The 22,899-nt window shown below is 42.9% G+C and carries 15 protein-coding genes; 5 read left to right on the top strand and 10 right to left on the bottom strand.

All coding sequences use genetic code 11. The features are described 5' to 3' along the window. Window positions 1-80: 80 nt before the first annotated feature. From CAN34_RS13100 to recG, 4 genes are all read right to left on the bottom strand, one after another. A complete protein-coding gene (locus CAN34_RS13100; protein ID WP_089556018.1) occupies window positions 81-3,182 on the bottom strand; it encodes an efflux RND transporter permease subunit in 3,102 nt (1,033 codons plus the stop codon). Next, window positions 3,179-4,531 carry an efflux RND transporter periplasmic adaptor subunit gene (locus CAN34_RS13095; protein WP_089556017.1) on the bottom strand — a complete coding sequence of 451 codons (1,353 nt, stop codon included), beginning with the start codon at window positions 4,529-4,531 and terminating at the stop codon, window positions 3,179-3,181. Before CAN34_RS13095 ends, CAN34_RS13100 begins: the two co-directional genes overlap by 4 nt. 522 nt (window positions 4,532-5,053) lie before the next feature. After that, window positions 5,054-6,148 (bottom strand): OmpW family protein, encoded by a 1,095-nt coding sequence (locus CAN34_RS13090; protein WP_089556016.1) that lies wholly within the window; start codon window positions 6,146-6,148, stop codon window positions 5,054-5,056. Window positions 6,149-6,751: 603 nt separating this feature from the next. Beyond that, on the bottom strand, window positions 6,752-9,139 hold the full coding sequence (gene recG / locus CAN34_RS13085; RefSeq protein WP_089556015.1) for an ATP-dependent DNA helicase RecG: 2,388 nt from the start codon (window positions 9,137-9,139) through the stop codon (window positions 6,752-6,754). Window positions 9,140-9,422: 283 nt separating this feature from the next. Here recG and CAN34_RS13080 point away from each other — a divergent pair, with 283 nt between their 5' ends. Continuing rightward, window positions 9,423-10,451 (top strand): patatin-like phospholipase family protein, encoded by a 1,029-nt coding sequence (locus tag CAN34_RS13080; RefSeq protein WP_089556014.1) that lies wholly within the window; start codon window positions 9,423-9,425, stop codon window positions 10,449-10,451. Window positions 10,452-10,676: 225 nt separating this feature from the next. Here the strand turns inward: CAN34_RS13080 and CAN34_RS13075 are convergent, their stop codons facing one another. Further along, a complete protein-coding gene (locus CAN34_RS13075) occupies window positions 10,677-11,264 on the bottom strand; it encodes a hypothetical protein (protein WP_079693136.1) in 588 nt (195 codons plus the stop codon). Window positions 11,265-11,668: 404 nt separating this feature from the next. On the opposite strand from CAN34_RS13075, the gene argA reads away from it, so the two are divergent. Next, window positions 11,669-12,991, top strand: coding sequence for an amino-acid N-acetyltransferase (argA, locus tag CAN34_RS13070; protein WP_089556013.1), 1,323 nt, complete (start codon window positions 11,669-11,671; stop codon window positions 12,989-12,991). A 221-nt stretch (window positions 12,992-13,212) separates the two neighbouring features. Here the strand turns inward: argA and CAN34_RS13065 are convergent, their stop codons facing one another. Beyond that, window positions 13,213-13,944: an FKBP-type peptidyl-prolyl cis-trans isomerase gene (locus CAN34_RS13065; protein ID WP_089556012.1), complete on the bottom strand. Its 732-nt coding sequence runs from the start codon at window positions 13,942-13,944 to the stop codon at window positions 13,213-13,215. A gap of 403 nt (window positions 13,945-14,347) precedes the next feature. Here CAN34_RS13065 and CAN34_RS13060 point away from each other — a divergent pair, with 403 nt between their 5' ends. Continuing rightward, a complete protein-coding gene (locus CAN34_RS13060; protein ID WP_089556011.1) occupies window positions 14,348-16,129 on the top strand; it encodes a mechanosensitive ion channel in 1,782 nt (593 codons plus the stop codon). A gap of 142 nt (window positions 16,130-16,271) precedes the next feature. On the opposite strand, the gene CAN34_RS13055 is transcribed toward CAN34_RS13060, so the two are convergent. Then, on the bottom strand, window positions 16,272-17,684 hold the full coding sequence (locus CAN34_RS13055; RefSeq protein WP_089556010.1) for a hypothetical protein: 1,413 nt from the start codon (window positions 17,682-17,684) through the stop codon (window positions 16,272-16,274). Between the two features lie 273 nt (window positions 17,685-17,957). On the opposite strand from CAN34_RS13055, the gene CAN34_RS13050 reads away from it, so the two are divergent. Beyond that, window positions 17,958-18,623, top strand: coding sequence for an SDR family NAD(P)-dependent oxidoreductase (locus CAN34_RS13050; protein ID WP_089556009.1), 666 nt, complete (start codon window positions 17,958-17,960; stop codon window positions 18,621-18,623). Window positions 18,624-18,781: 158 nt separating this feature from the next. Here the strand turns inward: CAN34_RS13050 and CAN34_RS13045 are convergent, their stop codons facing one another. The 3 genes from CAN34_RS13045 to CAN34_RS13035 form a co-directional block, all read right to left on the bottom strand. Then, window positions 18,782-19,474: a lysophospholipid acyltransferase family protein gene (locus CAN34_RS13045; protein WP_089556008.1), complete on the bottom strand. Its 693-nt coding sequence runs from the start codon at window positions 19,472-19,474 to the stop codon at window positions 18,782-18,784. Window positions 19,475-19,618: 144 nt separating this feature from the next. Further along, window positions 19,619-21,505: a DNA topoisomerase IV subunit B gene (gene parE / locus CAN34_RS13040; protein ID WP_089556007.1), complete on the bottom strand. Its 1,887-nt coding sequence runs from the start codon at window positions 21,503-21,505 to the stop codon at window positions 19,619-19,621. Between the two features lie 110 nt (window positions 21,506-21,615). Next, a complete protein-coding gene (locus CAN34_RS13035; RefSeq protein WP_089556006.1) occupies window positions 21,616-22,272 on the bottom strand; it encodes a YqiA/YcfP family alpha/beta fold hydrolase in 657 nt (218 codons plus the stop codon). A gap of 174 nt (window positions 22,273-22,446) precedes the next feature. Here CAN34_RS13035 and CAN34_RS13030 point away from each other — a divergent pair, with 174 nt between their 5' ends. Then, complete coding sequence (locus tag CAN34_RS13030) at window positions 22,447-22,713, top strand: DUF1289 domain-containing protein (protein ID WP_089556005.1); 267 nt, start codon at window positions 22,447-22,449, stop codon at window positions 22,711-22,713. The last annotated feature ends 186 nt before the right edge of the window (window positions 22,714-22,899 follow it).

The following is a 22,899-nucleotide window of genomic DNA, read 5'->3' as shown; positions in this document are numbered from 1 at the left end:
TTGATTTCCTGTTTTTTAAATGAGCAGCGAGCAGTCAATCACTTCCTATGTGATTGACCTAGACACTTTATCAGCACTGATTATTTTTCGATGACTGGGCTTTCCTTATCTTTACCATGCGGTATCAACCATTTACTAAACCATCCTGACAAATCATCCATCAAGGTATAGACCACCGGAATGACAACTAGGCTTAATAAAGTCGATGTCACCAAACCGCCCAATACTGCAGCGGCCATCGGTCGACGGAAGGTTGGATCAGCATCGCCCCAACCAAATACCAATGGCAACATACCAGCACCCATCGCGATAGTAGTCATAATGATAGGACGCGCGCGCTTACGACACGAATCAATAATGGCCTCAAAACGTGCCAAACCACGGCGCTGGGCTATCAACGCATAATCGACCAACAAGATGGAGTTTTTGGTCGCAATGCCCATCAGCATAATAAAGCCAATCATCGAGGGCATCGACAGGCTGCTGTTGGTAATCACCAAGCCCACAAAGGCACCACCGATAGACAGCGGCAATGCCATCAAAATGGTAAAGGGCTGCAAGATACGCCCAAACAATAATATAAGAACGCCTAAAATACATACTACACCGACCGACATCGCAATCACAAAGCCACTGAATAACTCGGCCATATTTTCTGCTTGGCCTTGATCAATAATAGTCAAAGACGCTAGTAGTTTTTGCATACTAGGTATATTTTTGACTGCTTGTACCAAATCACCAAGCTCACCATTGGCAGGCTGGACGGTAATGCTAATCGCACGCTCACGATCGAGGCGACTGATTTGCGCAGGTCCAGTACCAAAGTCTAACGTCGCAACCTCACCGACACGTACTCCCTGTCCTGCTGGTAGAGCGCTTGGTACATATAAACCTTCTAGTTGGCTAACGTTTTGCTTAGCGATATCTGGCAAGCGTACTACTATCGGTATCTGCCTCGTATCCAAATTAAGCTTAGATAAACTCTGCTCATAGTCACCGACGGTAGCCACACGTAAAGTCGTGGCAATATCTTGCGTCGTCACCCCTTTATCTGCCATTGCCAGTCTATTTGGCGTGACAGTCAACTCTTGGCGCGGTAGGCTGCGATCACTGGTGACAGCGCCAGCACTTGGTAACTCACGGATCTCTGACATTATCTGCTGTGCAGTCTGCTCAAGCAATTGCGGGTCAGTACTAGTCATAGAAAAATTATAACCCGTCTCACCGCCACTCGATAGACCGACAGTAAAGCGAGCGCCAGGCACTTCTGCTAACATAGCACTAATTTTACGCTCAATTTCTTGCTTAGAGCCACGCTCTGCCCTCGGGGCAAGTACAATATCTAAACCAGCGATATTCTCGGATTTACCACCGCTAGAGGGTGAATCCATTGCTGCCTGCGCCTCGCCTACCGAAGTAAAAATATTGGTCACTTCAGGCATGGCTAAAATACGCTCACTTGCCAGCGCGGCAACTCGCTCAGTGTCCTCTAACGCAACATCAGGTGTTAGCTCAATCGATACACGCGTCTGGTCAATATCATTATCAGGGATAAAAGAGGTTGGCAGTAATTTCACCAAGGCTAATGAAGCCACAAACAATACTAAGGTAGCAGCCATCGTAATCCAGCGATGATACAGCGTCCAAGAGACCACTTTAAGATACCAACCCATCAGCGCGCTTTGTTTTTCAACGTGCTTTTTTTCTGGTTTCAATATATACGCCGCCATCATCGGTGTGATGAGACGGGCTACCATTAACGAGGCAAATATTGATAAGGCTGCCGTCCAGCCAAACTGCCGAAAGAACTGCCCAACGATACCGCCCATAAAGGCAGTGGGTAAAAACACGGCAATCAAGGTAAAGGTAGTGGCAACCACCGCCAAACCAATCTCATCCGCCGCTTCCATCGCCGCTTCATAAGGCGTCTTACCCATGCGCAAATGTCGAATGATGTTTTCAACCTCAACGATAGCATCGTCGACCAGTACACCAATGACCAACGACAATGCCAATAGCGAGATGATATTTAAGCTAAAACCAAACAAATACATACCCAAAAAGGTAGGAATGACGGACAGCGGTAACGCGACAGCAGCAACAAAGGTCGCGCGAATATTGCGCAAAAACAAGAACACCACTACCACCGCTAATAGACCACCTTCTATCAGCATCCGTAATGATGCTTGATAATCTTCATCAATGGGCGTTGCTCGATCATAGACTTTTTCGATATTGATATTGCCGACATCTGCTGAAAGCTTAGCAAGCTCTGCATCGACCAGCTTCATTACCTCAACTTCACTGGCTCCACGCGAGCGGGTAATATTAAATGCAACTACCGTTTGCCCGTCGAGCTTGGCAATAGAGCTTGGATCAGCCGCACCATCCGTGATTTGCGCCATTCGCCCAAGCGCTTGTGTGCCACCTGTAGGGACGGCTATTTGTAAATCATTCAGCTCGCTTGCGCGCTCAACGGCACCGAGTACACGGATAGTCTGAGTAGTTTTCCCGACTTCTGCTTCACCGCCAGAACTGTCTTGCTGAATGCCGGTAATTTGATTAGATAATTGTGCAATAGAGAACTTCAAGCCACTCAGCGCGATAGGGTCAGCGGCGACGGTAATCTCACGCTGCAAACCGCCAATACGGCTAACGGTGCTGACACCGGGTATATCGGAGAGGCGTTTGGTGACAGTATCATCAACAAACCAAGATAAGTCTTCCACATTCATATTTTCAGCAGCAACAGAGTATGTGACGACTGGAAATCCTGATGTTGAGACTTTGGTGATAATAGGATCATTGGCTGCTGCTGGCAAATCGCCACGTACTTCACCGACTGCTGAACGTACATCGTCGACCGCTTCTTGGATGTCTTTTTCTAAGACAAACTCGGTGACCATAGTCGCCGCGCCCGTCTGTAGTGTGGTGCGAATATGCTTGACGCCCTCAATACTGGTAAGCTTGTTTTCCACCTTTTTTGCAATATCATTTTCAAGCTGGGAGGGCGCAGCGCCCGGTAAGGTGACGGTAACCACCACCGCTGGTAAGTCAATATCAGGAAACTGCTGCACCTTCATTTTCATAAAGCCATAGATACCGCCCAAGGTCAGCAGCACAAACAGCAAGATAGCAACTAAAGGATTTCTAATCGAGTAAGCGGAGACATTTAAACTCATGAGCGCGCCTGCGTGGCTGTGCCAGTTGCTTGTTTACCAGTTGCTTTCTTATTAACCGCTTCTTTATTTGCACCAGCATCAGCTTGCTTGCTCATTTTATTGATACCATCGACGATACGTACCAAGTCACCGTCATTTAAAAAACTACCGCCTTGCTTCACAAGTCGGCTCTCAGCAGGGAGTGGCTCTGTAATCGCCACACTATCGCCAAAGCGCTCGCCCAATGTCACGCGCTGTTGTTTGATACGACCTGTATTTTTACCATCTTTAGTACTGATATTGGTCACCAGCATCACATAATCATAGCCATCATTGCTGACAATAGCGCTATTAGGTATGGTTTGGGCGCTGCTGCTACCCAATAAAAACTCGCCCGTTTGATACATGCCTGCCCGCACTTTTGCGTTAGCAGCGAGGCTGGCATAAATGGTAATTTGACGATTATTATCCGCAGTTGGTGCGATACGGCTGACCTGACCCATGACAGAGTCGCCGCCTGGCAAGCTAACTTGCACCGGTGTACCCACATTAACCTCACCGATAAGCTTAGGATCGATATCCGCACGCCATTCTAAAATGCCACCTTTAATAATGGTAAACAATGGCTCTCCACCCGCAACCATACCAACTTCAGCCATTTTTTCACTGATGACACCGCTAACGGGTGCGACCACGTTGGCATTGTTAACACTTAAGCGCTGCGTACTCAGCCGAGCTTTAGATGCTTGTAGCGCAGCCTGCGCTTGCAGTTTGGAAGTGCGATAGCGATCTGCTTCTTGTTTACTGATGGCATCAATATCAATGAGTGGCAGGACGCGTGCGGCATCGGCAGTGGCATTGGCAAGCGTTGCTTCTGCTTCGGCAACGTCTGCTTCAGCTTGCAAGACTTGCTGCTCCATCGCATCGGTATCAAATATTGCCAGTACTTGACCGGCTTTGACGCGCTCGCCTTCTTCAACCAATATACGCTCAATCGCCACGCCATTCACTTTAGCACTGACATTCGCGATATCTTTGGCATTGATGGTTCCATCAGCACTTAGGGTATTACCAATATTATCTTGGCTTGGCATCACAGTTTCTACTGATAGGACGGCTTGTTCAGTATTAACATCATTTACCTCTCCGTCACTACTTTGCGTATTAGTAGAGGCTGGCAAATCATTTGTCGCTGCTTTATCGCCACCCCAATACTTTCCAACCAAAACGCCGATAACAAGCACGATTGCCAATACTGGCAACAACCATAGAGGAAACTTTGACGCTGGCTTATTTATCAGCCTGTCCGATTGACGGTATGGTGGTAGCTCAGATTCAACTGGCGGCTTGTTGTCTTCAACATCGCTCATGATAACTCTCTATAAATATGGACAGTAATAAAATTGGTATATTTAATATATTGATGCTAAAAAACTGAGATGAATAAGGTGTAGTAACAGTAATAAGTAACCATAAAACGTCATAAGCAATTGGAATAAAAATCAGAGCGCTTTACGATAGACCTTATTTAGTAAAGAAGTTGATAACGGTCTCTAAGACACTGTTTATTATTACAATAGTCTATAAATTTATTGAGGATAGCATATATTAAGCCATCATCTTATTTATATATATAGTGTCTTATGTTCGTAAGTTTGGGATTTTCTAAAGATATTTTAGGGCAAAAACTTTTTTACAGCATACGTCATCAATAGGCGCTATATAGTCAAACAAGAGTAAGAACGTCACGCAAACTATTTGGGTTGGGTATGAACACTATTTATCACTTATCATTCATAACTGATTATTAGTCACGTAAAAAATATAACGCACACTTTTGAAGGTGTGCGTTATATTTACGCCAATATTTTAAACTCTTTATAAACGTTACATTAAAAACGATACCCTACGCCGAGATAAGTAATATATGGGTCGATATCAAGAGTCGTACTCGAACGGATCAACTCTTCACCTGTATCATTTTTTACCGTAATAGTGGTGTCGCTATTTAGTTTCGCATAAGAAATAGAGCCCACACCAAACCATCTGTCATTAAAGTCATAAGTTGCTCCAAGCGTAACGATCGGCGCAAAAGCGCTGTCAGCTTCAACATCCACGCTCATGCCGCTAGCAGATTTCACATCTTCTAAAGCAGCACCGGCTTTATTATCTTTAATATTTTGAATCTGATGTCCTGCCATCTCTAAATCTTGACGAATACCGGGATTGAGCTCAATGTCATTAAAATAGGCGTAAAGCACCCCAGCACCGACATAAGGACGGAACTTATTGACTCCAGATTTACCAAATTGGTAATGTACTTCAGCTGCTGGCAACCATGCTCGAGCACTGGAAGCCACACCATCACCCTGCTCTAAGTTAGTGATAGGTATATCTTTTGAAATCTCGAAATCACCCAACAGTCCTCCTGCAATACCACTTGGACTGACTTTGCCAGTTAATGGTGCAAAAACTTGTCCTTTACCTAAGATATCTACCTTCGGTGGTATACCCGCTTTCAACTCCATCGACCAGTTATCAGTAAGGTAATAGTTAAACAACAACCCTACCGTATCTGCATCGTCAGCTTGCAGTCCCGTGCCAGCGCTACTCCAGCTTTCTAAGCCACTGATTTCAGTAGTACCAGAAACATCACCTAGCACAAGAACGTTGGACAAATCCGTCTCAGCGCCTAAAGCGCCTAAAGTGCCGTCTATAAGACCGAAACCTTTCTGACCTTTAACAAGTACATCTCGTACGGTTTTGACTTTAACACTGCCGTTTTCAGCGACAGTACCATCTTTGATGGCTGTCGTGTTTTGCAATGGATTGGCAGTGCCTTGCGGAGCAGCATGTAACCAACCGGCAGAGACCGAAAAGCGTTTGAAGCTACCATCAGTTTTAAAGTAATCGAATTCTGCAAAAGCAGATTGGCTGAAAAATAATGGCGTAGCGATAGCACAGGTGAGTGCTAAAATCTTTTTCATGGGACATCCTTGTCTGAAAATTTATGCAGGAGATAATCGCCTAGATAGAGCGATAATCATTAAACAGATAAGACATGAGCTGGCAATATTAAGCCAATCAAGCTTCTAACTCCCTGTCAGAATCCGTCAAATTACTAGTTACCATATATTTTCGACAGCGTATTTTTTCGCAAAAAATACTGTAAAAATAAAATACAAGTAAACAATAGACTACTAAAAAAAGCGATCTACTGCATAAACTGCCACATTAGTAGCCACATATCAACATTGACTAGTGAACTGATAAGTAGATATTCGTCGACAAGAATACAAAGAACTTCTCTTTATATTCTCAATTTAAATTAGGATGGGATGAGAAAAACTGGTCTTTACTAGAGATTTATTAGGCTAATAACCCATTAAATATTAGTAATTAAAAGTCCAGATATTAAGAGACTAGATCATGATAACAAGCTGCGAAGTTTAGATTTTTCGGGCTAAATTCTGGGTTGGATAAAAGTAGCGACGACCTCTTAACTGAGATACTGCTACACTCATTTATATGCAAACGAACATGGGAAATTGTTAGCTGTTAGCCATAAACAAAGATGCAATTAGTTAGCCTCAAGCATTGGTATAGCGACTGGCTTCCGGCATCCAGCGATGAATGAGCTGGCTGACATCCGCTTTACGCGCAGGATCTGCGATTAAATGTTTTGCGAGCCGCTGGGCAATAGCAAATAACTGCTCATCGCGAATGAGGTCAGCCAAATAATAGCCAATATTACCCGTTTGGCGTTTGCCTAACAGCTCACCAGGGCCACGCAATTCTAGATCTTTTTGCGCAATCACAAAGCCATCGGTACTATCACGCAATACATTCAAGCGTTCAGTACCCGTTTCAGATAGCGGCTTTTGATAGAGCAGCACGCAGTAACTTTTGGTTGAACCGCGCCCGACGCGCCCGCGTAATTGATGTAATTGCGACAGCCCCAAGCGTTCCGCATTTTCGATGACCATTAATGAAGCGTTCGGCACATCAACTCCAACTTCGATGACCGTGGTGGCTATCAATAGATCAAGCAGCCCTGCTTTAAATGCTTGCATAATAGCTTGTTTGTCAGCCCCTTTCATTTTGCCATGCACTAAGCCAATACGAATATTTAAGCGCTCATTTAAATCCTCGTAAGTAGCTTCAGCGGCTTGCGCATCTAGCACGCTAGACTCTTCCACCAGTGAGCACACCCAATACGCTTGCCTACCTGCCTCACAATTCACCGCAATACGTTCTATCACTTCATCACGGCGATTACGGTCAATGGTAACAGTAGTAATTGGCGTGCGTCCCGGTGGTAATTCATCGATAATCGAGGTATCCATATCACCATAAACACTCATCGCCAACGTGCGCGGAATTGGCGTTGCGGTCATAATCAGCTGATGCGGTGTGCTACCAGCCACGCCTTTATTGGTCAACGCCATACGTTGTTCGACACCAAACCGATGCTGTTCATCAATAATAACCAGTCCCAATTTAGCAAATTTGACTTGTTCTTGAAATAACGCATGAGTGCCGACAATAATTTGTACGGTATTTTCTGCTACTGCCTCTAACGCTTCGCGGCGCTGCTTCACCGTTTGCTTACCAGCGAGCCAGCCGACGCCAATACCTAACGGCTCAAACCATTGTTTAAAATTGACCAAATGCTGTTCTGCTAATATTTCCGTCGGTGCCATGACAGCGACTTGCCAGCCACTATCAAGCGCATAGCCAGCCGCGCCTGCCGCAACCAGCGTCTTGCCCGCGCCTACGTCACCTTGCACCAATCGCAACATCGGAATGGATGTTGCCATATCAGCAGTAATATCTTTCATGACTCTTTTTTGTGCGCCCGTCAAATCAAATGGTAGCGCGGCAAATAACTGATCAGCCAATGGGCTTTGCATGGCACATTTGGGCGCTTTGTACTGATGTAATTGCTGACGTCGATATAATAGACTGAGCTGATGCGCGGTCAGTTCCTCAATAATGAGGCGCTGACAGGCAGCATGAGTACGGGCACTTAGCTGGGTTAACAGTTTATATTGCTGACCGGCGTCGGTATAAGTAGGCGGTGTATGCAGTAATACTAAGGCTTCAAATATCGTCAGATTATAGACATTATTATTAGCCGTACTAACAGCAACTGTATTGGCATCATTATTGGAATTATAATTTGCATTATAAAGGGATGGATCAGCTCTATTGACGCTATTGCGAATAGTATGGTCAGGCACACTGCGCGCCAATGTTGAGAAGATATCTTCTGGATAATCGGGCTCTGTTATCGATAATTTAGCTGGCTCAAAAGGCACTAACGGCAAGTCAGCAACGACTGCAAAATCCTCAGGCGTAAACAAGGTCATTGGTAGACCCTGACTACGAACCGTTTGCAAGGCAAGCTTAATTAGCGTGCGCAGCTTATTTTGATGTAAACCTTTGACGCTTGGATAAATAGGCTGTAAACCGGTATTTACTACTGTCTCATTGCTGCTGATAATCTGATATTCAGGATGATGTATTTGCTTGCCGTAACGGCTGACTTTGACTTCACCGAACAACTGCAAATGCGTACCTAAGCACATAGTTTGAGCAAGTCCACGATAAACCTTGAAAAATCGCAAAGATATCGTACCCGTATCATCATCTACAATCACTGTCATGCCGCTGCGGTTGGTATCGACATGCACGACGCGACCAGTAATTAAGGCGGCTTGCCCATGAGCCACATCGCCTATCGATACCAAGCGACTGCGGTCTTCGTAATCACGCGGCAGATGTAGCAGCAAATCAAAAATACGGGCGATACCCAATTGGGTTAATTGCTCAGCTACTTTTGGTCCAACACCTGCCAGCGCCGTCACCGGCATATCAATTGCTGAGACGACCATATCAGAGCTTGCATGCTTTGATGCATTCTTTAATATAGGGTCTGATAAATGAGGTGAAGCAGAGTTAACCGATGTGGGCATCAAGAATCCTAACGATGTTAATATAAATTATATGGAGTCAACCGTCTGATGTTAAAATCTCTAGCATTTTATAAGCTGTCTTATAATGTGATAATAATCAATACTCTATAAAACGCTAAGCTATAACGCTAAATTATCATGATAACTAACCACCTAATGGCTTATGCTAAGCTATTTAGTCATACGACGTCTAGCCGATTTATGAGTAAACAAATAATTAATAGGGTTCATAGGCTATCATCCAGCAATGGTTTGTTTTATGACGCTAATTATAAGGTTTTTTATGTCCGTTCATTCTATGCGCTACCCCTATCGTTATTATTTAAGCCGTCATTATTTAATACTATTGCGTATTAGTCTGCTTACCCTATTTGGGCTATTTATTAGTGCTTGCAATAGTTTGACGCCAGTCGCTCCAACAGTGACGCTGACGCCGAATAAACCTAAGGTGGCATTAGTGTTGGGTGGTGGTGGTGCCAAAGGTTTCGCTCATGTAGGCGTGATTAAAGCACTAGAAGAGAACGGTATCACACCGACGCTGGTGGTCGGCACCAGCGTCGGTAGTTTGGTGGGTAGCCTATATGCCAGTGGTTATACAGCAAAGCAGCTTGAACGTTTAGCACTGAACACAGCTGATAGTGAGTTGACAGACTTTACCTTATCTAACCAAGGCTTTATCGAAGGTATTAAGCTCAAAAACTTTATTAATGCTCATGTTGGTGGACGAACGATAGAAAGTTTCCCAATCAGCTTCGCCGCGGTTGCTGCCGAAAAGCAGTCGCTAAAAAAAGCCGTCTTTAGCACTGGTGATGCTGGGCTTGCCGTACAAGCATCCTGTAGCGTCCCTAATATTTTTATTGCGCCGCGAATTCCTGAAAAAGTTGGCAAAAAATATATCGATGGTGGCGTGGTTAGTTTAGTGCCAGTTGATAGCGCCCGTGATTTGGGTGCCGACATTGTCATCGCCATTGATGTCACTGCTGCTAACGCTAATATTCCTACTACTAATAAAATACCGACCGTTAATTCATTAACCAGCTTTTGGGGATTTCTTGAAAACAATATTGCCTTTAACGCCTCTAACGTTGCTAATGTCTCTAAGCAATCAAACATCAATCGTGTCGTACCGATGCGTCATGAGCGTGATCGCGCTGATATTATTATTATCCCCAATGTCGGTCACATCAGCTCAATAGATACGAGCCAGCGTAGTGCCCTTATTAGTGCTGGCGCGCAAGCCACTACCGCCCAAATTAGTGCAATTAAGCAATTAATTCACGAAAAAACTCCATTAGAGAAAAAGACCCGTTAAAGAAAAGACTCAGCGCAAATATGAAATTTTCTAATTGATAGATAAGCACAGTGACTACGACTCCACTGCTGACGACAAAAAAGCACCGCAGCAATAAACTGTGGTGCTTTTTTGATGCTGTAAATACTAACTAAATGCTAAGCAAATACCGATCAAGCAAAACCTAGTATTAAAGCATTTACTTAAAATCAGTCACTTAAAATCATGCACTTAAAAACGGCTTACTTATTTAACACGCGCACGGTATTTAACCGCGACGGTATCATTAAGGCCAACACCTTCGAGGTCCCAGCGTACTGCTTTATAGAACTTTAAAGGAATTTCTTGCAGCTGATTGTCAACCTTTCCACGTAACGGCATACGGGCAAAAGTATTGCCGTCCGCACTGCCATAGGGAAAATCAGGAGAGACGGCGCGCAGCAATTCCACTTGTTCTGGGATGCTCATCGTCACGGTCATTTTACGGACTCGATCGGCATTGGTATTAGTAAAATAGCCTTGATACTCTAGGACATTACCTGACTGCAAACGCGTATTTGCCGTCACAGGAACTAGCACTTCTTGACCATTGGCATCCACACTAATCAATGACGCGGTGATTTTACTATTGACCGCTTGCGCATTTGACTGACTGGCTTGGTTGGTATTTGACTGAACGGCCACTGAATTATCAACCGCTTGTTCTGGCGTGGGCAACATCGCTGATGCCTGCGTTACTGCCATTACGCCAACGAGCGTACCGGCGACAACATGAAACAAGCGGTGTCCGCTCCATGCACTGAATGGATTAGCAAAATGGTTACTTTTCTTCATGACATTCATTATCCCTGGTTAATGTATCGGTAAAACAAAGCTGGTAAAAAACGAAGCTAATAAAATTTAATGGTTTTTTAAAATGTATGATGGTGAGCAAGCTATCATCATATATTCTTATACTTAATCATGTTAGTTTTTTGAACTTTATTATTTTTATCAATTATCTGCGTAAGCTATCTGGAAAGCAATAGCGCTTAGCATAACAAAAAGCGTTTATACGTATACTAACCGCGTGTTGAGGTTGTGTATATCATTAATCAGCTAGAAAGGCTTATTAAGCCACTGAAATAAAAGATAGCTCATAACGGCGTTTTTTGCTATGGTAAATCTTTAGCGATCCTTTAGCGACAAGCATTTTCTGTCACGCCCTTTTTCTTATTCTAACGACTATTGCTGCCATTATGACTACTAGCGCCATGCCCCAGATCAACCCTGAATACGTCCATTGGTTCCGTAATTCTGCCCCCTATATCAACACGCATCGCGGCAAAACGTTCGTGATTATGTTTGGCGGTGAAGCGGTCAATCATCCAAATTTTAGTACACTGATTCATGACTTTGCTTTATTGCATAGCTTGGGTATCAAGCTGGTATTGGTGCATGGGGCACGACCACAAATCGAAAAAAACCTCAAAGATGCTGATATCACCTCGCCACTGCATCAAGATATTCGCGTGACACCCCGCGTCGCAATGCCTTCTATATTACAAGCCGTTGGTGCTATTCGCTTGCAGATTGAAGCCCAACTGTCGATGGGGCTTGCAAACTCACCCATGTATGGCTCGCGCATTGATGCGGTTTCAGGTAACTTTGTGACCGCTCGTCCTTATGGTATCCGTGATGGCGTTGATTACCAGATGACGGGCGAAGTACGCTCTATCGACGTTGAAGCGATTAAAAATAACCTAATACACGACCATATTGTGATTTTAGGCTCAATGGGTTATTCGGCGACTGGGGAAGTTTTCAACTTACTGGCTGAAGACGTGGCTCTGAGTGCAGCCGTAGCACTTGGCGCTGACAAACTTATATTCTTGGGCGAGGAAGCCGGTATCAATCACGATGATCGTTTATTACGTGAAATGATTCCAAATGAAGTCGACCGCTTCTTACGTGACCGTGATTTGAACTGTGAGATTAATTACTTTTTAAGCTGTGCCAGTAATGCTTGTCGCCAAGGCGTTCATCGCACTCATATTATTTCTTATGCCAAAAACGGCGCACTACTCGAGGAGCTATTCACTCGTGATGGCTCTGGGACACTGATTAGCCACGACCCTTATGAAGAGATTCGCCGTGCTGACATCGACGATGTGGTGGGGCTGATAGAACTATTATCGCCGCTAGAAGAGCAAGGCATCTTGGTTAGCCGCTCACGCGAGCGTTTGGAGCAAGAGATTGATAACTATAGCGTCATTGAGCGCGATGGCATGATTTTAGGCTGTGCAGCACTTTATCCGCTCGATGCAGATTCAGCTGAGGTTGCCTGCGTTGCGGTACATCCTGAATATCGCAGCGGTAGCCGCGGTGCTGATTTACTGGCGTTTTTAGAGCAACAAGCCCGCAGCCATGGACTACACAAGCTATTTGTACTCACCACTCGTACCGCGCATTGGTTTGTCGAGCAAGGTTTTGCTGAAGTTGAAGCGAGCGCCTTACCTGAAGCACGCCGTGAGCAATATAATAACGGTCGTAATTCTAAAGTTTTTCAAAAAAATCTTTAGGTAACGCCTGAATTGACTCTAATACGCTCACTGATATCGGTTGTGCAAACCCTATGCTGTTGAATTAAAAAACCTTCAATCCTAATAGCTTTCGTCACAAAATCAGTCATAAAACCTGTCACAAAACCCGTTACAAAAAAAGCCCTCTAGTATTAGAGGGCTTTTTTGTTATCTTTTATAGATATCTTTTATCATTGCTTCTTAACAATGCTAATAACGCATTATTTTACTTTTAATAGCTCAACAGTAAAGATAAGCGTGCTGTTAGGCTCGATACCTGCGTTGCCCGCTTCGCCATAAGCGATATCAGCTGGAATATAAAACTCGTATTTACCACCCTCTTTCATCAACTGTAGACCTTCAGTCCAGCCAGCAATAACTTGATTGAGTGGGAATTCAATTGGCTCACCGCGCTCATAAGAGCTGTCGAATACAGTACCGTCGATCAATTTACCTTCGTAATTTACTTCAACCACGTCAGTTGCTTTTGGTGATTTGCCAGTACCTGCGGTCACTACTTTATATTGTAGACCAGAAGCTGTGGTTTTTACGCCTGCTTTCTTACCATTCTCTGCTAGGAATGCCGCGCCTTTGGTTTTATTTTCACCCGCTTTGCTTTCCATATCTTTCACAAACTTCTCTTCTTGTTCTTTTTGATAAGTCATCAATACTTCTTCCATTTGCTCTTTAGTCAACGCTGAGTCTTTGCCTTCATAGCCGTCACGAAAGCCTTTCTCAAAGGTATCAAGATCCAAATCGCCAACCGCTTCCTTATTTCCTTCCGCCATCATAAAGCCCAAACTATAACCCACTTTTTCATTTGCTGGGCTTTGCTCAGTGACAGAAACGCTTTGGGCCGCGGTTTCTTGATTACCGTTGTTAGTGCTACAACCTGTGATTAATAACATAGCGCTAGCAAGTGCACTGACGCTTAGGGTAGTAATTTTTTTCATAGAATACTCTCAAATTGTAATAATAGTGGCGAGATGTCACATTCTCTTATAATAGCAAATCTTAGTTTTGGGGGCTATGATTCCCTTGAAATTATCGGTCAAATGTACAGTCTATGTTAATATTTGCCGCAAAAATAACAACTTATCACACAACTATAGTAAGTGGTTAAGCTTTCTGTCTTTAAATCTATCATTACATCAGCTAAGCTAAATTAGTTAAGGTAACAAGTAACAGAACGTAGATTTTGTTAACAATCGCCAAAGTCAGTCTACAACTACGTTCTTAAATAATTTTAATTAAAAATACTAATAATTAGGTATGTGTTTGCTAAAAGTAAAAATGCTCATATTTAGCAGCATGCATTACTTAATCGCTTATACATGATTATTCAAGGAGGACAGGATGAATCCAATGTTTACATCGTTCAACGGTTATCTTGGTGGCCCTATAGGTTCCATCATCGGCGCTATTTTGATTTTCATCATTGGCTGGCTGGTTGCTCTCGGTATTGCTGCGCTTGTGCGTGGTGTGTTATCTAAAGTCAATCTCAACCAGCGTATGAATTCTTCAACCGGTAAAAGCTACGATTTAGAGGGCATTATCTCGAAGATTGTTTTTTGGTTTATATTCATAATCGCTATTTCAGGCGCACTTAGCCAATTAAATCTAAATTCTATTTCGACACCGTTTGCGAATATGGTCAATCAAGTATTGGCATTTATTCCTAATCTCATTGGCGCAATTGCTGTTGGTGTAATCGGTTGGGTTATTGCAACCGTTGCACGTACCGCTATCAATGCTGGACTCGCGAAAACAACGATGGATGAGCGTTTAAGTGCTCATGCGGGCGTGAAACCTATGAGCAGCACTATTGCTGACATCGTTTATTGGTTTATCTTACTGATAGTACTAACAATGGTACTAGGTCAGTTAGAGCTTGATGGTTTGTTTGCTCCTTTAAGTATCATGGTCAGCCAAATATTTGACGCAATTCCCAATATCTTGAAAGCTGGGATCATACTGCTGATTGGTTATGTTATCGCTAAAGTAGTGCGTGGCATCGTTACCAACTTAGTGGCAACGTTTGACGTACAAGCATTGGCTTCAAAAGCCGGCTTAAATGATCAAAACAAATTACCTAATATAGCAGGGTCTTTAGCCTTTTTAGTCATCATTATCCCTACTATCATCGCAGCCTTAGAAGCGTTGAAGATCGAAGTCATTGCTCGTCCTGCAACCAACATGCTTAATAAAATCACTGCAGCGTTGCCTAATATTCTTATGGCGATAGCAATTTTAGTAGTGACTTACTATATCATGCGTATGGTCGCTAACATTATTAAAGGCTTGATTGAAAACACTCAGATCAATCAACTACCCGCCAAAGTTGGTCTTCAAGATGCTATGGGTAATCAGAGAGTTTCTGATTTAGTCGGTTACGCTATTATTTTCTTTGCGATGTTGTTTGCCTCTATCGCAGCAGCTGACTTACTAGGTTTTGAGCCTATCTCAGCAATCATTACGATGTTTATCGCTTTCGGTGCCAATATCATCCTAGGCGCGATCATCCTGTTTATTGGTTTCTGGCTTGCCAACATCATTGCTGGTGTCGTCGAGCGTTCTGAACAAGGTTCGCAATTCCTAGCAAATATCGTTCGCGTATTAATCATGGGCTTAGTACTTGCCATGGGTCTAAAAGCGATGGGTATTGCTGATTCTATTGTTAACCTAGCATTTGGTCTAACCCTAGGTGCGGTGGCGGTTGCATTTGCCCTATCGTTTGGTCTTGGTGGTCAAGAAGCAGCAGCACGTTTCCTACGCAAAATGCAGGACAAAATGGACAGAGAACGTGACGAAGCAAAAGCGAAATCTGCTTTAAATCCGAGTTCATCGACTCAAGATAAATTTGCGTCTTCGGTTCGTGAGAACACACCGAGCGCGGCGACAAATAGCACTCCTGTAGCAACTACGAAGCCGGTAGCAACTACCACTCCTGTAGTAGGTACAGATCTTGATAACCCTAATACAAGTACTCCTACTCAATTAGGTTCAGATTCACGTACTTCTAATCATTTAGGTTCAGATACGGTTGATGTCACACATATCGAAACTGACGACAATAGTAATGATTTCACCACCAGTAGTGGTTTTACTAACAAAGATGATGATGATAATTTAAAATAATTCCTCATTATTAATTCATTTTGCACAAAAAAAGACAGCTCAGGCTGTCTTTTTTTATGGTTGATGATTTATATTTTATTTAGAATTCACCATTGCGTGCTGGGATAGAGACATTTATCTGAAACCCTGGTAATTCATTAACTTATAGATTTTTCTTAGGCTCCTGAATTATTTGCCTAGCTTTTGAATTCTCTGGTTCATCCAGACTGTGATGAGAGTGCTGATCATGATTCTGACTTTGCTGATGTAAGCGCTGTATTTGCTTGGTCAGCTGACGTTCGCGTTGGGTCATAGCAGCTACTGGCTGAATCCATAGATCAATATCAATGAAAGTATCTTCAGCTTCAGTTATAAAATCGATACCAAGCACAATGATATGATGAAGCTCAGCAACTGGTAAACGTGTGGCAACGTCTTGCGCAATTTTTGACAGATTTGGTTGAATAGTCGCCTTGCTATGCTGCCCTTCTGACTCCTGTCCATAGAATATCAGCACATAATGCCGCCCTAAACTTTCATAGGAATGTTGGTGCACTACATAGCCTTTTTTCTGCAATACCTGTTCTTGCTTAGGATGTCTATATAAAGTACGAACAAGTTCATGGCATGAAAATAATGACTCGTCTAGTATTTGCTGCTGCCACTGAGCAAACGTTAATCCTAACTCGTCTTTGTTTTTACTAGCGACAAGCTTTTCATTGACCGCAGCAATCATCTGGGTGCTAAGTTGCGACCACAAAATAGCCGCTTGTACCATGTGCTGCTGATACATCTGTGCAGTAGTGCTATGATTCTTTTGCGCAAGCGTCATCGCTATGAGCGCTGAATTAGGCTCATGCTGCAGACCATATTTAATCAGTGCATTATCTATGGCGATAGCAGGCGCAAATAAAGCTGGACTGTTCAGAAACTGAGTGACAATCTTATCTTCAGACTCAGAACTTGACACAGGGCTACTGGCTGTATGCTGCAGCTGCTCTAAACGGTACGCTAAGAATCGCCACAGCTCGCATGGGGTCTGTAGTGCTGCTAATAGAGAGTGCCAATCGTGCCAGCTAAATATTTGTAGCGGCTGCAAACTGTCACTGATATCTATTATTAGATCCTCCATAAAGTAGCGGGGAGCGAAACCATGTTTAAAGCGCTTTCCTATACCGTCTTGAACATTTTTATCGTGCAAGTTATGGGCTTTAGTACTGGCGCTCTTAAACTGAATATCAAAGACCAATACGTTAGCAGTAGGCGTCTGGTTGTTTTTATGGTTAGATAAATAAATCTTGTGCCATGCCAATGCAGACTTAACGGCTGTCCTACGTACAGTCTCCACATTAGCCGATGAAATACTATAAAGTAAATATACCACCAGCTCTAATAGGTGTAATTTACCCAATGGCAATCGATAGTCATAGTACCGAGCGTCATATTTAGCCTCATACGTATTTTCAAGTTCTGGCATATTAGGCAATACAATTTCGATAGCATCTGCGTGCAAATAACAGGCTAACTCATTGTCAACATCACCCCAATCAGATATTACGGTAGTCGAATTGGACACAGTCCCAACCTTTTGGTATCAAATAAATATGGCATAGTGTACGTTGCAACTTACACACATCATGCTATCGTGATTGTCATTGCCGCACTACTTAGCGAAAAATCAAACTATATAAGAACAATTATACACAGTCGCTTTCATAGCAGCGGCTTGTTATGATGATATAAAAGCCGTAGCGCTGGTATATCGATTTATAGATTATAAAATGCCTAAAAATTGCTTATCAATTTTACTTATTTAATGACTATCGTATGATAATAAGGACAGAACATCATGAAACGCTTTAAAGAAAAAACCGTTATCATAACAGGTGCAGATTCAGATATTGGTCTTACAACTGCTACTAGGTTCGCAAGAGAAGGCGCTAATTGCATACTGGTCGGCATTAATCATGACCTGTTAGAGTATATCTACAAGGAGCTTCCGCAAGATCATACATGGATCAATACAGGTAACCACCTTACAATAACCAGTGATGTTAATGATCCAACCCAAATTGTAAGATTAATAGAGCATGTGCTTGAGAAATATGAGCATATTGATGTGATGGTCAATATAGATACTGCCGTTGGTATTCATCAATCAGTCATTCCATATTTAATAAAAACAAAAGGTAATATCGTTAATGTATCAACGCTAACTGCTATAGCAGCCGATTGGAATATTAATACCTATAAAGCTGAACAAAACAGCTTGACTGATACCACAAAGGCAATGGCATTAGAAAACGCACTAAATGGTGTGCGTATTAATGCAGTAGCTGCTGGCTTAGTGACAACGGATACCAGTTCAAATCCTTTTTTGACCCACTCTCCACTAGGAAAAACAGCGACACCTGTTGATATTACAGCCGCCATTATGTTTTTGGCCAGTGATGATGCAGCAATGATTACCGGTGTTAATCTGCCTGTCAATGGTGGTGTTAGCGCTTCTAACTAAGGGTTAACTGCACTTTTAAAATGCCTGTAGGCTAGTAAATTGCTTATACCACATAGCATTGAACCAAACCCTTAGAATAAAGATAAAACCCCCTGATACATTCATATCAGGGGGTTTTTATATATAGATGCTTGTGAATGACTGTTTTAAAAATAATGTTAACCAGCTAAATTATTAACGTCCTTTAATGGCTGCGACAGGCGCTCAGGATGTCTTGGCAAAACACCTTGATACTGGGCATATATTTTCGGCAAATCCGCTTCGATATTTCCGGTAGGATAAACCAAAGACATAAAACGTATTTCTTTGGTCTTATAGTCGAGCGCTACCGGCAAGATGGGCACACCAGCGCCCACGGCTAGATAGTAAAAACCAGTTTTCCAGTTTTTCGTGTACTCGCGTGTACCTTCTGGCGACAATCCTAAAAACAGTGGTTCACCAGTTTTGAATCGATCAATACTGGCTTGTAGGACTGAGCCTTTATTGCTGCGATTAATAGGAACAACACCTATCCAATTCAACAACTGTGCGAGTACTGGCACTTTAAATAACGTATGTTTGCCCATGATGCTGACTTTTAGGTCAAGAGCAAATAAACCGGGTATCGCATAAACACCATCGACATTCGACGTATGCGGAAGCGCTAACACAACTGCCTGTGGAATATTTGGAATCTCTCCAACCGTACGCCAGCCTGCAGCTTTTAATAAAGCTGCAGCGATTACTGGCGCAACTTTATTACCACGTCTTGGCACTAAATTACCCAGCTGTTTTTTGCTAAGTCTTGGTAATATCTTAGAGCGCGTAGATTGAGCAGCAGCTTTAGAGCGATTAAAAAACTTTGATGTCATGACGGCACCATATAGTAAAAGATACTCGTATAATAACACTAAGCTTCTGCCACTAAGCTGGATTTTGCATGATTTTGTTATGTTATAGCTTACTTAATCATAAATAATGATAGCCGCTTGATAGAGGCTGTTAACTGATAGCACTTATGAGATGTCAGCTAAGTTGCCTTTGTTCTCAAGCCATGATTTGCGATCAGCAGCGCGCTTCTTAGCCAACAGCATATCCATCACACTGTTGGTCAATACCATATCATCCATATCGAGCTGTACTAAACGACGAGTATCACGGTTCATGGTGGTCTCACGTAGCTGCTCTGCACTCATCTCACCTAGGCCTTTAAAGCGTGTAATTTGCGCTTTTTTGTTGCCCGGTACATTGGCTAAAATGTGCTTAAGCTCCGTTTCATCTAACGCATAGTGTACCTCTTTGCCCACGTCCACTCGATATAACGGTGGCATCGCTACAAATAGATGACCTGCATCAACTAACGCTGGGAAATGTTTAACGAATAAAGCGCAAATGAGCGTGGCAATATGCAGTCCATCGGAATCAGCATCCGCCAAAATACATACCTTGTCATAACGCAGCTCAGACAAATCATCGGAAGCCGGATCAACACCGATTGCAATCGCAATATCATGGATTTCTTGACTGGATAGCACCGTGTCTGATGATACCTCCCACGTGTTTAGAATCTTGCCGCGCAGAGGTAATATCGCTTGGTAGTGGCGGTCGCGGGCTTGTTTAGCGCTACCGCCCGCAGAGTCCCCTTCTACTAGGAACAGCTCTGCTCCATCGCGCAAGTCACCGCGACAGTCAGCGAGCTTACCGGGCAAAGCGGGACCTTGAGTGATTTTTTTACGGGCTACTTTTTTAGCAGATTTAAGGCGGCGTCCCGCTTTATTGATGGCCAATTCTGCAATCTGCGCACCCAGATCGGCATGTTGATTTAACCACAAGCTAAAGGCATCTTTTGCCAACGTTTGTACCGCTCCAGCAGCTTCACGACTCGATAAACGCTCTTTGGTTTGTCCTGAAAACTGCGGCTCAGAAAATTTAAGCGACAAGATGTAATTAATCCCGTCCCACACATCTTCTGCGGTCAGCTTTACACTACGCGGTAGTAAATTATGAATATCACAAAACTCACGTAGCGCCTCTAAAATACCTGTCCGCAGACCATTAACATGTGTGCCGCCCTGAGCCGTCGGGATAAGATTCACATAGCTTTCTTGAATCGGCGTACCGCCATCAGGCAACCAAGACAACGCAAAGGTAATACCTGCACGGGCACCATTTTTTGCCTCATGGTGATAATAGAAAGGGACTTCAGGTAACGTTTCAAGACCGTCTAACTGCTCATCTAAATATTCAACAACCCCATCAGTAAATTGCCAGACCACTTTTTCATTATTGATATCATCAATGAATTCAATCGTCAGTCCAGCTGCTAGCACCGCTTTGGCTTTTAAATTATGTTTAAGCTGCTTAATGTTAAATTTAGGAGTATCAAAAAAACTGCCGTCCGCCCAAAAATGTACTTTAGTACCACGTTTACGTTTATTTGAGCTAATAGTCTCAGTGAGCGACGTCACTGGCGCTCCGTTCTCAAACGCCATCTCAAACTGTGTACTATCGCGCCATACTGTCACCTCAACTCGTGTTGATAAGGCATTGACGACGGAGATACCAACCCCATGTAAGCCACCCGACACTTCATAGTTAGAAGTTGAAAATTTACCACCGGCATGCAAACGGGTCAAAATCAGCTCAATACCGGATTGATTAAATTCAGGATGAATATCAGTTGGCATACCACGTCCATCATCTTCAACCGATAACGAACCATCGCTATGTAATTGAACTTTGATAATTTTGGCATAACCACCCAGCGCCTCATCAACTGAGTTATCAATCACTTCCTGTGCCAAATGATTAGGACGCGTAGTATCTGTATACATACCAGGACGACGACGTACTGGCTCAAGCCCTTCTAAAACTTCTAACGATTGCGCATTATATTGACTCACAAATGCATCCTTAACTATTCACGTATGGTTAATTCTATTGAACCATTATAACCAAAAATAGCGACATTAACGGTAATAGTCAGTCGCTCACGTCATATAATGTCGTCTATTTAATCCTGTACTAACTGCTGTAACCTATCAATCACCATTCGCAATTGCTCAGCAAAGTCACTAAACCTGTGATCGCCACCAGCTTGTACGTTTACCGTCGCTCCCTGCTCTTTATAAAACTGTTTAGACAGCTCAGGGTTTAATAGTTCATCACCTTCTTTGATTAGTACAGAGACTTTATTAGGATAATGAACGTTTAATAACTGATGCGCTTCAAACCATTGCAAATCTGCTTGGGTGATTGCCCAACCTCCTGTCGTGGTATAAAAAATTCGATTTCTAGATGCTGCTTCTTCGCTTTGACTATCTAGAACTAATTTATCGGCAAAGCGCTGTAAAGTAACATGTGGCTGAGTACTAGGATTTAATAACAGTGCTGGACAACCTGTATGGTTGCTAACTAAGGTGGAAAAATATCCACCTAACGAGCTACCTACTAATACCGTTTGAGTAGATTCAAACTGCGCATCTTCAACATTATTATTCAAACTTTCTACTAATGATAATATTTGGCTAAAAACTTGGCTTGGCGATTTATTTAAATCCGGACGTAATACATTAATATCAGGATGGTTTTGCTGACAATAGCGTTCTAGCAACACTCCTTTGGTAGAGTTGGCATCACTATCTAATCCATGAATATAAATAATGTTCACGTATAATCTCACTTATTAATTTTGTTATGATTGTTAAATATAGACGATTAGAGTTGAGCATAGCACCCGCTCAAAGAAAATAGTAACAATTAAACGGCACACTATTATTTACTAGTTACGACATAATAGATTTATGCAGGTCAAAGGAATGACAATAATAGCGATGGAGTCGCCATGAATCAGCAGTTTGAACTGTTCGAGATTGCCAATCCCTGTATTGGTGTTTGTCAAAGCAATAAAAAAGGCTATTGCTTTGGCTGCCTGCGTAGTCGTAATGAGCGTCAGTTATGGCATGGAATGACGACTGAACAACGCCGTGAGGTACTACGACTGGTTTCTGGACGTAAACTGCGTATAGAACAAATGAAACAACGTAAGGGCGAACAGTTAGGGTTAGGGTTTGATTTTGATGAAGTGGTGGAGATGAATGAGTTGTTCTAATAGCTGTAAATCTTTAAGTAGTTATTATTTTGATAAAATATTTCGTTATGGACTTATATTCCACAATCCTAGTATCCGATTATTTGGTTCTGATTGTAAATATGGAGTATGTATACCTAGCGCAGCTGAAATAAGCTTTGTATTGAAAGACCTAAATTCAAGACTATAATTTTCATCTGGATATGA

This window comes from Psychrobacter sp. DAB_AL32B, assembly GCF_002224105.1.
In the GTDB taxonomy this organism is placed as follows: domain Bacteria; phylum Pseudomonadota; class Gammaproteobacteria; order Pseudomonadales; family Moraxellaceae; genus Psychrobacter.
This window is presented reverse-complemented; position numbering and strand designations above follow the sequence as displayed.